The following is a 12,720-nucleotide window of genomic DNA, read 5'->3' as shown; positions in this document are numbered from 1 at the left end:
ATTAACAATTTTTTAGTGAGAATTTTAGGGAAATAGGACTTACGCAAAAACCCTCTCAAACTCTCATTCCTCCGTGACGCGCCAGTTGCTACCCTTCTCCTGACGGAGACGCTGCGCGAACGGGAACGCGCTTGAGCGAACAAGTCTCTTAACCGCAAGGGCGCACTGGCTTCTCTGCGCCGCGCCAGTTGCTTCTCCCAAGGGGAGACGCTGCGCGAACAAGTCTCTTAACCGCAAGGGCGCACTGGCTTCTCTGTGGTTCGTTTTCCGTTACCCGTGCGTAAGTCCTAGGAAAGAGTTGTATGTTTTTTATCCATCACAAGTGCGATCGCATCTTTTTGGCACTTTCTACATAGAATTAGCTATGGGAACTCCAAGAAATAAAAACAACCGCTTGAAGTTGTTGACTGTTGACTGTTGACTGTGAACAGTGGGATATTTTTTTATTTGGAAGTGAGAGAGATAATCCCATACTTTTTTAGATTTAGTATGAAAGATGTGAGGCCCATATTTATGAACGAGAATGCCATGCTCGTTGTAGTAATCGTAGGCATTGCCCCCGATGTGGTCTCGCTGCTCTACAATCAGTACTCTGTGTCCAAGCTGAGTTGCAAGCCGTTCAGCCATTACACAGGCTGAGTATCCGGCCCCTACGATCAGCCAATCAAATAGCATATTATTTCACTCCGGTTATTTTTTTCGGATTGCTATATCCATCAAACTGCCGAGGATAACTGCTTATTTGTCTCAACTGTTGGAGAAGGCGCAACAGAGAAGGAGTTTTCAAGCATTTGTTCCAAAATATCAACAACTTCAAATACTCCTTGATTGTTGATTGCGGCGGCGTTAGCACGGTACTGAGCCAGAGTTTCCGGTTGGATTAGCTTTGCTACAGCTTGGTTAATATCCCGAAAATCGGGGACTACAATTCCAATCTCATTTTCTGCAATCCACTCAGCCGAAGGTCGTTCTTGAAACATACTTAAGGCGTTGCAATCTGTAATTACTGGCAAGCTCATTGCCACAGCTTCGCTAACACCTACTGAGCCGGATTTACCAATGAAGAAATCCGACAAATGCATATAGTAGGGAATTTCACTAGTAAAAGTTTCAATGAATCTTGGTAAGCGACTCTGTTGACGGCGCAAAGTATTTGCTATTTCTTCATTGCGTCCGCAGATAAAAATGAGTTGTAGATTCAGTGACGATTTCTCTAGAGAATCGGCAATTTCTAGCATTGCTTTTGATCCCTGACTACCAAAAGTGATTAAACCTGTTGGTAAATCTGGATTTAGACCTAAGCGTTCTCTTTCAATTTTGCGATCGCTATTTACGGGTTCAGAAAATCGAGGATGAATTACCACTCCTGAAGTGCTGAAAATTCGCTCTTGCGTATAACCCAAGTTTTTTGCTTGTTCAACTGCTCGTTGAGTAGGACAAATTAAAAATTGCCCTTGTGGATCAATCCAGAAGTGGGGTGGACAATCGGCATGATCGGTCATTACGGTTGCAAAAGGCACACTGGGCGATACTGCCTGCAAGCTTTGATTAATCAGCCCGTTGATATAGGGCAGTAATGAAACCACCATATCAGGTTGATGCTGCTGCCAGTATCTTTTAAAACGTCCTAGCCAAGCAAAACGAGAAAGGCGTATTTGTAATTTGAATGAGGGAACTAAGAAAGGGTCATTAATAATTTTTGCCCAGTCTTTTTTGAGTATTAGCTGATTGTAAACGTAGTGTGGAGCAGTCGTGCCAATAATTTCTTTGAAAGCATCGACTATATGAATTTCCCAAGGCAATTGCCGCTTCTCGATCACTTTTTGCAAAGCATTGGCTGTGCTGCGATGACCTGCGCCTAAATCATAAATCATCAAATATACTTTTTTCATGGCTTTTCCATTGGGTTTGTATTTGGGTTCGAGACAATCTTTTTAAATTTCATATCTAAATTCAACAACGTCATCTTTCAGTAGTTTTGTCTGATGTTGCTATTACCATTGATTTACTTCCACTAAATTTCAACGCAACGTGCTTTTGATTCTCGATGCGGAGTTGATTGAGCTTACCTACTCCCATCCACTGATAAACTGCGTCGCCAAATAGGGGAAAAATTTGCCACAGCCCCATTAGCAGTTTTGATATAGTTTCTGTTGTCGGATCTTGATTGACAATCACTTCTGCCTGATTCTGCTTAATAGCGCGGATGACGGCTTTTGCTACATCATCTGGTGTAGATGCGCCTGCTAACTTTGGTATCGGTACACCAGTATCGGCAATCATTCCCTCACCAGAAACATATCCTGGACAGATTGCAGAAATTCCCACGCCAGTACTAGCTAGTTCTTGTCTGAGTGCATCAGTCCATATAAGAAAACCAGCTTTGCTAGCAGAGTAAACACTGTTGTAAGGGTTTCCCTTTTTACCAGCTAGAGAAGCAATATTAACAATGTGACCCCTGTTTTGGGCTAACATCGTTGGTAGTACCAAACGACTTAATTCCATCCCCGATAGCAAGTTAATTGTTAATATTGACTGTAACTCCGCAGTTGAATAATCTTGAAATTTATTGTATATCTCTATACCTGCGTTGTTAATCAAAATGTCAATTGGCCCTGCAAGCTGATTGATTTGCTGAATGAGGTTTGGCAGATCCTCAAGCTTGCTGAGGTCATATTTAATACCTAACCAGCGACCTCCTAAAGCTTTGACTTCGGCAGCTACTTGATCTAGTGCCTCTTGCGATCGCGAAACACCAACTATAGTCGCCTTTTCTTTTGCCAAAGCACACGCAATAAATACTCCAATGCCGCGTGAGGCTCCTGTCAGAAGTACTGTCTGACCTGCAATAATTGACATGATTGCTTAACATCCTCTTTCATCAGTACCAACCTAGTAGTTCACCAAGCCAACAATGCTTAAGTAAACCAAGTTTTAGAATCTTTCTCTCTTTTTCTCTGTGTTCTCTGTGCCTCTGTGGTTCGTTAACCCCACAAAGTTAGCTTGACAGACCACTAGGGAGTAGCAACGCTTTCTTTTAGAGAAGGGAAATGCTTACCACCCAGTTCAATTTGTTCCTGTTCAACTCCAGTTTTAATTCTGGCTAGTAAATATTTCCAGTCAGAGGCGATGATATTGGTGCCATGATCTGGTTCTATCAGACTGGCTAAGGCAATATTGCTGCCATATTTATTCACTAGATTGTATATACCTAAGAAATTAAAAACTCCTGATTCATAAGTTCCACAAGGAACCGAGGGATTTTGAACTCCAGTACAGTATTCATGGGGTTGCAACCACTCTTTTGAAGGATATCCGTGGAAATGAACCATTGGCATCCCATTTTCAATTAACTTTGGTGCGTATAAAGCAGCAGCCAGTGCGATCGCCACCATGACATAGATATCGTAAGATGGTTTGATATCACCTACTACAGAATCAAGTCCTTTTGGTAATTGGAGTAATAACCTGTCTTGTAATCCAACCCGAAACACGTCTGTTTCTAAATTCAGGTTTGTTTTATTTGAGCCTGAACGAGAACTAGCAAGCCAGATATCTGGTATCTGTTTAAATACGTATTTTTCCGCAATCTTGGTTTTGATATACCTTCTACCGATTTCATTTTGACGCAGTTCATCACGGCTGAATCCTGCGATCGTTGATAAGCTGTCCCACTCCCTTTCGGATATTTCTACAGCACCGATATATTGTGGAGGTTCGGCGTAAGCAACAAAACCGTAAGAAACTCCGGTTCTGCCATTTATCATCCAGTCTACAATATCTCGGTGAGACTTTCTTTTCATCACATCGTTAATTTTAAACCCAGAAGGTAGTAACTCTGTTGATGCTAATTCTTTACCCAATTTGACTAATTGGCCTGCATAGACAGATGCTTTCGCGTCATATTCACCAATTTCAAATCGACTTAAAGGTAATGGTTGAATTGGTACAAAGATTTTAGGAATTAAAGACTTAGAAACGAACTCATCAAGGAACTCTGTAGAAAATACCGAGTCTGAGAGGTTCATGTTTAAGATAGAGATATTGGTGTTGTCAACCCCAATCACAATTTCCGAAAAGTTCTTGATGAGGGTATTTACACCAATTGGAATCTTTTGCTGATAAGGAATTTCTGGATCGACTAGCTTTGGATTAAGTTTTGTTAAAACGATCGCTTGAGTATTTGTTGGGTCTTCAAGTGGTTGGACACTCTCTTCAGCCCAACTGATAAATTGCATGATTTTAGAAGCAGATATTGGGTTATTGTTGAAAACAAAACGAGAATATAATCGATAGAGCAATTCTGCTAAAAATATTTTTGCTTTCCCAACTAAAGAAGGATGTTTTTCAACATCTACGACAGCATTAACACCTGATTTAACTACCCTTGTTGTGATATTTTTTTTCCAATTAATCAAGGGAATAGTAATTTCGTAGTTAAAATCTTTAGTTGCTTCTTCCCAAGATAATATTTGAACTCCGTTTTCTTGTAATTTATGTTCTAATTCTTTCCTAAACTGTAAAACTGTTTCTTCTTTGTAACCATTAGGCAAAGGTCTAAAGGTAACTTTTAGCTTATTTGCCATCAGTTTTGGATCGATGACAGGAGGAATAAAGCCTGTAATTTTACGACAATAACCACCAATCAAACGGCCAATTGTTTGCAAGCTCAGGTCTTGAGCTTTAGTTGTAGAACTATCACTAATGGCATGGTTACTTTTTTGCAGAAAGGCGAGAATTTCTGTTTTGCGTTCAGCTAGTTCGGTGCGGATTTCTGCTGTTAGTAATCCTTTCGGAGAATTAATCTTGAGTTTATCATTATCGGCCCACAACTGAACGCCTTGATGATTAAGATTTTCCAAAAGCTCTGATACGTTCATAGATTCACCATTTTTTTTGTTATGTAAACAGAATTCAGGGGTCAGGAGATTAAGTTAAGGCTAAAACTCTTTCTAAAAGTCATTTTTTTTGAACGAACCGCAAAGGACGCAAAGGACACAAAGAAAGAAAGAAAGAGAGAGAAAGGAAGGAAGAAATGCTTAACTTAAATTTCAAAGGTTTCTGATTCAGAAGCTTCTACTTCTTTGGCTAAGTGCTGTGAAAGTGACTCTATAGTGGGATAATGCACTAAGAGAAGTGGAGACATATCAAGTCCGAGGAATTGTTTTCCAGTACTGGCAATGGCGATCGCTAGTACGGAATCTAAGCCGTAACTGTCAAAAGGTAGGCGGACATTGATTTCATCGGGTTTGACTCCCAGTTCTTGGGCAATTTGGTTAACTAACCAAGCTTGAATATCTTCTGCTGTTAGAGATTTGAGACTGAGTTGCTGCAATGTTATGTTAGTTTCCTCCTCAGTTTCGGTCTGCTGCTGTTGCTTCTCTAATAGCTCAAGCAGTCTCGGCAGCAAATTCAACTCTGCTTGTGAGAGTTCTGTGGTCATTTCTAACTGCTTGACTAATTGTTTGAAGTCTGCATTCTTGAAAGATTTATTCGGGGAGAAGCTCTCAACTTTCTCGTGCCCATTACGATTAGCTCCAAACCAGTGGCGCTTTCGCTGCCAGGGATAGGTTGGTAATTGCAGACGTTGACGCGAGTAATCTAGGTCAAAAGCTAACCAGTCTACTTTTGCCCCATGTACATATAAAGTCCCCAAACTTTCTAGTAGCTGTTGCCAATCTTCTTTTTCTGGATGCAGACTAGGAAGGGAAACTTTTTCGTTCTTAGACAAGCGATCGCTACCTATTTCTATAAATATTTCGTACCCCTGTTGAGCTAGAATATCTACGCTGGCTGCATTTACGGGTTTTCGTACTTGCTCAGACCAATACTGAGGGGTCGTTATTTCACCAGTTAGATGAGAAACTACGGGAATTCGTGGTTGGGAGTAGGTTACTTCCCTAGTGATTTGCTCAAACTCCTCCACTTGAGACTTGACAACCAACTTCAAAGCATCTTCCAAGCTGAAAACTCCAGCTACACAGGCAGCAACATATTCCCCAACATCGTTACCCATAACTGCGGTGGGTTGTATACCCCAGGATTTCCATAACTGGAAAAGGGCATACTCTAGGGAGAAGAGGACAGGGGGGGTAGGGGAAGATTGAGAGAAAAGTATCTCTGGTAATGGTTGCTCTAAATAAGTACGCAGGATTTGATCGCAATGGTCGAGGGCAGCACGGAAGGTAGGTTGGGTTTCGTAGAGTTTACGCCCCATTCCTAGATACTGGTAGCTCAAGCCTGTGAAAATGAAGGCTATTTTCGGAGAACCTGCTACTTTTCCTTTAAATAACCCTGCTACTTCTTGCCTAGCGCGGAAGGTGGCTAGCTTTTCATAAAGTTCGGTAGTTGAAGATGCTACCACACTTAAGCGATGCTGAAAGTGCGATCGCCCACTATTGGCACTAAAGCAGATATCTCCTAAAGCTAAGTCTGGGTTAGCAGCCAAGTGTTTCTCATACCGTTCGGCTAACTGGATCAGAGCTTCGTCTGTCTTCGCTGATAATGCTAGTAGGTGTAGGGGGCGTTCTATTGACCTTGGCGCTACTTCTGAAATTGGAGCCTCTTCCAAAATCACATGAGCGTTAGTGCCGCTAAAGCCAAAGGTATTCACTCCCGCCAGTCGGCTTTTTGCTCCTACAGTCCAGGGCATTCGCTCAGTTGGAACTTTTAGCCTGAATTCATCCCATTTAATGTTAGGATTAGGCTGCTGAAAATGCAGATGGGGTGGGATTTCTCCATGTTGTAAAGCCAGCACCACTTTCATTAAACTGGCGATCCCAGAAGCGGGTTCTAAGTGACCAATGTTGGTTTTTACTGAACCAATAACCAAAGGTTGATCTTGAGGACGATTCTTACTAAACACTGCCCCCAAAGCCGCCACCTCAATCGGTTCTCCAACTGATGTCCCAGTACCCTGAACCTCTACATAGTCAATCTGGGCTGAGTCTACGCCACTATTTTCTAAGGCTTGGCGAATCGTAGCTTGCTGAGACATCCCATTAGGAGCAATCAAGCTACTACTGCGACCATTGTGATTAACCGCAGAACCCCGAATCATGGCTAAAATATTATCCCCGTCAGCCAAAGCATCTTTGAGACGCTTGAGGACGACGACACCACACCCTTCTCCTTTCACAAAGCCATTTGCAGCAGCATCAAAGGTTTGACAGCGACCGTTAGGATTTAGCATCCGTGACTTGGAGAGAGCAATGCTGGTGTCTGGGACGAGATTCAAACCAACTCCGCCAGCTAAGGCTAGATTGCATTCTCCCAGCCGCAAACTTTGACAAGCCAAATGCACTGAAACTAATGAAGAAGAACAAGAAGTATCGATCGCCATACTCGGGCCTTTTAGCCCTAAAATATACGACAAGCGCCCAGCCGCTACGCTCAAGGAGTTGCCGATCGCACTAAAAGCGTCGATTTGGGTTGAGTCTCCTACTGAGGACATTACCTTGCTGTAATCATTGAGGTAAATGCCGATAAACACTCCTGTAGAACTGTTATACAAATGCTCTGGTGCAAGAGTTGCATTTTCTAAAGCCTCCCAACCAACCTCTAGTAAGAGCCGTTGTTGGGGATCAATACTTGCTGCTTCCCTAGCTGAAATCCCAAAAAATTCTGGGTTAAAGCCATCTACCTGGGTCAAAAAACCGCCTTTGCGGGTACACACTTTACCAGGTGCATCAGGATCTGGGTCATAGAATTTTTCAATATCCCAGCGATCGGCAGGAACTTCAGTAATGGCATCAACTCCGTTGCGTAACAGTTGCCAGAATGCCTCTGGATTGTCAGCACCGGGAAATCGGCAACCCATGCCAATGATGGCAATTGGTTCTCGTTTGGCGTACTCTAGCAGGTCAACTTTGGCTTGCAGGTCTTCAATAGCCCGAAGTGCCCGCTTGATGGGTGATACAGTCTTTTCTTGTTCTGAATTCATCTGTTCAATACCTCATGCTGTCTAATCTACCAAGCAGCAGTGCTTCGGCTTCGCTGTCTGATAAATCGTCTAAATATGAATCAGTTACAACTTGCTCCTCATGGTTGGTTTCTTGTGACTCCACAGCAGATTCATCAGAAATTAAAGATGCGATCGCATCTTTCAGTAGATAATCGACAAGCGCTTCGATTGTGGGATAGTCAAAAACTAAAGTTGCAGGTAGAGAACAACTCAGAGTACTTTCCAAACGGTTTTTCAACTCCACCGCCATCAGAGAATCCATGCCGAGATCAAGAAAACCTTGTTGCGGCTCTAATTCCGATGAATCAATCCCTAAAAGCTTAACAAGTTCAGTTTGGATGTGAGCAATTAAAAGAGTTTGCCGCTCGTTTACAGGAGTTGTTTCTAACTGTTGTAAAAATTTTGTTCGCTGCAACGATGGTTTTTTATCTATTGCAATGAAAGATTCCAGAAATGGCAAAACCACACCTTGAGGAATTTGTTGGCAGAACTTAGACCAGTTAACTGGCAATACTCCTACTTGGGCTGTATCCTTTCCTAGCAAATTTCCTAATATCTGCAATCCCTGCTCTAGTGGTATTGACTCAATTCCTTGGGCAGCTAATCTTGCTTGGTGGAGGTTTCCCAGACTTGTAGCCATGCCAGCATCTTTCCAGAGTCCCCAGTTGATGCTCAATCCTGGCAGTCCCGACGCCCGACGATAATCGGCTAAGGCATCCATGAAAGCATTAGCGGCTGCATAATTTCCTTGACCTGGCGAACCTAATAACGCCGCAGCTGAGGAAAATGTTACAAAGAAATCCAGTTGTAACTGCTGACTCAAGGTATGCAGAATCCAAGTTCCTCTGACCTTGGCTGCCATAACTTGCTCGAAGGACTTCCAGTCCTGCTGTAGGAGGATGCCATCGTGGAGCATACCAACAGCCTGGAAAATTCCTCCCAGAGGCGGCATCGAGGTTTTAATCTCCTCGAATACTCTGACCATATCACTCCATTGGGCTACATTAGCAGTGGCGATCGCTATTTTAGCTCCCATTTTTTCCATCTGAGCGATCGCTTGCAGTACTTCAGCAGATGCCTCTTTGCGTCCGGTCAGCATTAAGTGCCGCGCCCCTTGCTCCACCATCCACTGTGCTACTTTTAGACCTAACGCCCCCAACCCTCCAGTAATTAGATATGTCCGATCCGATTGCAACCGCACTGAACGAGCCTCTGGAACTTCACTGCGGATCAGGCGAGCCACATAACGCCGTCCTTCTCGGAAGGCGATTTGGTCTTCCCCTTGAGAATCCCAAATCTCTGCTAACAGATTTACTGCTTCATCTGTTGGAGCATCGGGAGCCAAATCTAGTAGTCCTCCCCACAACTTGGGATGCTCCAAAGCAATAACTTTACCCAATCCCCACAAAGAAGCCTGGGCTGGTGCTTGCAATGAGGATACTGCTGGTACTGCTCCCCTGGTTACTAACCACAAACGGGGTGAGGCGAGGCGCGAGGCAAGAGCTTGCACTAGATGCAGGGTACTGGCACAACCAAGAACCTGAATCTTTTCTATTAAAGGGACGGTTAATTCTGAAGTCAATCCTGCTTCTAAACTCCACAGGTGAACAACTCCTTTTAACGGTAACTTGTTAGTTTCCACTACCTCTTGGAAAAGCCGCTCAAAATCGGCTGGGTTCGATGGGTTAACACTCCAAGTTCCAGGCTGTTTAACTTCATAGCCGTCTCCAGGATAGACCAGAAAACAACTTTCACCTTGCTCTTGTAAAAGATGTGCTAGAGCTTGTCCAACACCCCATCTATCAGCTAAAATCAGCCAGCTACCAGGTTCTTGATCGCTGATTTGTTTCAACTGAAGGGGTTTGGGCTGCCAACTAACTTCGTAGAGCCAATCTTTGTAGGATGCTGCTGTTAGTTGTTGTTGATGTTGCTTGGCTAATATTTCTAACAGCTTAGGCAGTACTTTAATTTCTTCTTGGGAGAATTGTGTTGCAGTTTGTAAGTATTTGGCTAGTTCTTCAGTCTCCCCTTTATGCAAGAGATTGAAGATTTGGGTCTGGATACGATCTTGGGATAAAGACTGTATTTTTGAATGCCCATTATTAACTGGTTCCAACCAATAGCGCTGGCGTTGAAATGGATAATTTGGTAACACCACTTGACGACGGGCATAGTCTCGATCAAAGCCATTCCAGTCTACGATCGCACCACTAATGTACAATACCGCCAAACTGTCAAGGATTTGTTGCCAATCTTCACGCCCAGTCCGCAGGCTAGGTAACCAAGTTCCCTCTCCCTCCGGTAAGCAATAACGACCCATTCCCATTAGTATAGGCTTGGGGCCGATCTCTACAAATATCTTGTAGCCCCTCTGATACAGCGACTCTATACTGTCTGCAAATCGTACTGGCTGCCGCACATGATTGCACCAATACTCAGGAGTAGCGATTTCATCTGTAATTGGTTGACCAGTGAGATTGGAAATTAGGCTAATTTTAGGTGAAGAGTAGGTAACATTTTTGGCTACTTGCTCAAACTCACCTAGCATTGGTTCCATTAAGGGAGAGTGGAAAGCATGAGAAACTTGTAATTTTTTTGTCGTGATTCCTTGTGTCCGCAGAATGTTGGTAACTGTTTCTATAACGTGGCGATCGCCAGAAATTACTATATTCTTAGGGCCATTAATCGCAGCAATCGCCACTTGGGCATAAGGTTGAATAATTGAGGTTACTAAAGCTTCCGACGCAAACACCGCCACCATTTCACCATCTTGGGGCAATGCCTGCATCAAACGAGCGCGTTCGGCAATTAACTTTAGACCATCTTCTAAACTAAATATCCCGGCAATACAAGCAGCTGCATATTCACCTACACTATGCCCCATCACTGCATCTGGTTTGATCCCCCAGGATTCCCATAACTGAAATAGAGCATATTCCAGAGCAAACAAAGCTGGTTGAGTGTAAGCAGTTTCATCTAAAGGCGAAGATTTGCCCGCTTTGGGATAGAGAATTTCAAGTAAAGGTTGCTTAAGATATGGATGCAGAATTTGGGAACATTTGTCAATAGCTTCCCGAAAAATCGGTTGGGTATCGTAGAGTTGACGACCCATACCGACATACTGCGATCCCTGACCCGTGAATAAAAATGCTAGCTTCGGCAACTTCTTTTTCGTTAATTGCCCACTCCTAAGACCGGAAGTATCTTCTCCAGCGCCAAAAGCACTCAATTGCTGACACAGATGTACAGCAGATTCACCAACAACAGCGAGACGATGCTCAAAATGCGATCGCCCCGTATTGCCACTGAAGCAGACATCCGCCAACGATACTTCTGGATGAGACGCAAAGAAATCTTGATACTCTTGTGCCAGTTCCGCTAGAGCCGGAGCAGTTTTCGCCGATAGGGTCAGAATGTGCTGGGGGCGTTCAACTTCACTCGTGACTGGGGTTGGGAGCGGTGCTTCTTCTAAAATTATGTGGCAATTGGTACCACCGAAGCTAAAAGCACTGACCCCTGCCAAGCGACTTCCAGGGGAAGACCAAGGCTGTAGCTCAACTGGAATGGCAAAGGGTGTGCCTTCCAGAGAAATATAAGGATTAAGCTGCTTGAGATGCAGATGGGGAGCAATTTCCCGTTGCTGCATTTGTAAGACCACCTTGATTAGGCCAGCCATGCCAGCAGCACCTTCCAAATGACCAATGTTGGTCTTGACTGAGCCAATCCAACAGGGTTGATCTGGGGAACGACCTTCCATTAGTACGGCTTTGAGGGATTTGACCTCAATGGGATCTCCTAAAGAAGTGCCAGTGCCGTGAGCTTCTACATAGCTAATCTGCGCTGGAGCGACTCCAGCCTGTTCTAGGGCTTGGCGAATAACTGCTTGCTGGGAAGGCCCATTAGGGGCTGTCAGTCCATTACTTGTACCATCTTGGTTAACTGCCGAGCCTCTGATCAGCGCCAAAATGTTGTCTCCATCACGGAGGGCATCTTCTAGACGCTTAAGTACGACTACGCCGCAACCTTCTCCTCTGCTATAACCATCAGCACTAGCGTCAAAAGTCTTACAACGACCGTCAGGAGCCATCATCTGAGCTTGGGAGCAAGAGATTGCAGGTTCTGGAGCTAACATCAAGTTAACTCCTCCAGCTAGGCAGAGATTGGACTCTCCGTTTCGCAAACTCTGGCAAGCTAAATGAATTGCCACTAATGACGAAGAACAAGCCGTATCTATGGCCATACTGGGGCCACGCAGATTTAGCAAGTAGGATAGACGATTGGCGGCAATGCAAGGGGTAGTACCCGTAGCACTATATGCACCGATCTGGGAAGAGTCTTTGTAGATAATTTTGTGATAGTCAGCGTTGGTAACACCAATAAACACCCCTGTTTGGCTACCAGCTAGAGTTTTTGGCACAAGTCCAGTATTTTCTAAAGCTTCCCAAGCTATTTCCAAGACTAATCTTTGCTGGGGGTCTAGATGTTCTGCCTCGCGGGCAGAAATTCCAAAAAAGTTGGGATCAAACAAATCTACCTGATCTAAAAAACCGCCCGAACGGGAGTTCATTTTTCCTGGTGTCGCTGGCTTAGATTCATAAAAGGCGTTTATATCCCATCGTTCTGGTGGTACTTGGGCGATCGCATCTACTCCATCACGCAAGAGATGCCAAAAGGACTCAGGATTTTTAGCTTTGGGAAAACGGCAACCAATGCCAACAATTGCTATGGCTTCCATCAAAATATTATGCCCCCCTTTA

The 12,720-nt window shown here is 44.0% G+C and carries 6 protein-coding genes; all 6 read right to left on the bottom strand.

Annotated features, from left to right (window positions below; all coding sequences use genetic code 11):
• Positions 1-348: 348 nt before the first annotated feature.
• Positions 349-675 (bottom strand): NAD(P)-binding protein, encoded by a 327-nt coding sequence (locus LC586_RS16120; protein ID WP_267921686.1) that lies wholly within the window; start codon positions 673-675, stop codon positions 349-351.
• 41 nt (positions 676-716) lie between these two features.
• Positions 717-1,892 carry an MGDG synthase family glycosyltransferase gene (locus LC586_RS16115; protein ID WP_229485784.1) on the bottom strand — a complete coding sequence of 392 codons (1,176 nt, stop codon included), beginning with the start codon at positions 1,890-1,892 and terminating at the stop codon, positions 717-719.
• Positions 1,893-1,962: 70 nt separating this feature from the next.
• Entirely contained in the window at positions 1,963-2,859 is an 897-nt protein-coding gene (locus LC586_RS16110; protein WP_229485783.1) for an SDR family NAD(P)-dependent oxidoreductase, read from the bottom strand.
• 155 nt (positions 2,860-3,014) lie between these two features.
• Positions 3,015-4,880: a TubC N-terminal docking domain-related protein gene (locus LC586_RS16105; RefSeq protein WP_229485782.1), complete on the bottom strand. Its 1,866-nt coding sequence runs from the start codon at positions 4,878-4,880 to the stop codon at positions 3,015-3,017.
• 164 nt (positions 4,881-5,044) lie between these two features.
• Positions 5,045-7,942 carry a type I polyketide synthase gene (locus tag LC586_RS16100; RefSeq protein WP_229485781.1) on the bottom strand — a complete coding sequence of 966 codons (2,898 nt, stop codon included), beginning with the start codon at positions 7,940-7,942 and terminating at the stop codon, positions 5,045-5,047.
• Between the two features lie 4 nt (positions 7,943-7,946).
• Positions 7,947-12,698, bottom strand: a complete 4,752-nt coding sequence (locus tag LC586_RS16095) for a type I polyketide synthase (RefSeq protein ID WP_229485780.1) — start codon at positions 12,696-12,698, stop codon at positions 7,947-7,949.
• Between the last annotated feature and the right edge of the window lie 22 nt (positions 12,699-12,720).

Source organism: Nostoc favosum CHAB5714 (assembly GCF_020829495.1).
Lineage (GTDB): Bacteria > Cyanobacteriota > Cyanobacteriia > Cyanobacteriales > Nostocaceae > Nostoc > Nostoc favosum.
The sequence above is the reverse complement of the archived record's forward strand: the minus strand, read 5'-3'. Positions and strand labels throughout refer to the sequence as shown.

Coding starts and splice junctions, on each gene's coding strand:
- LC586_RS16120 (WP_267921686.1), bottom strand. CDS start 675: ATGCTATTTGATTGGCTGATCGTAGGGGCCGGATACTCAGCCTGTGTA.
- LC586_RS16115 (WP_229485784.1), bottom strand. CDS start 1,892: ATGAAAAAAGTATATTTGATGATTTATGATTTAGGCGCAGGTCATCGC.
- LC586_RS16110 (WP_229485783.1), bottom strand. CDS start 2,859: ATGTCAATTATTGCAGGTCAGACAGTACTTCTGACAGGAGCCTCACGC.
- LC586_RS16105 (WP_229485782.1), bottom strand. CDS start 4,880: ATGAACGTATCAGAGCTTTTGGAAAATCTTAATCATCAAGGCGTTCAG.
- LC586_RS16100 (WP_229485781.1), bottom strand. CDS start 7,942: ATGAATTCAGAACAAGAAAAGACTGTATCACCCATCAAGCGGGCACTT.
- LC586_RS16095 (WP_229485780.1), bottom strand. CDS start 12,698: ATGGAAGCCATAGCAATTGTTGGCATTGGTTGCCGTTTTCCCAAAGCT.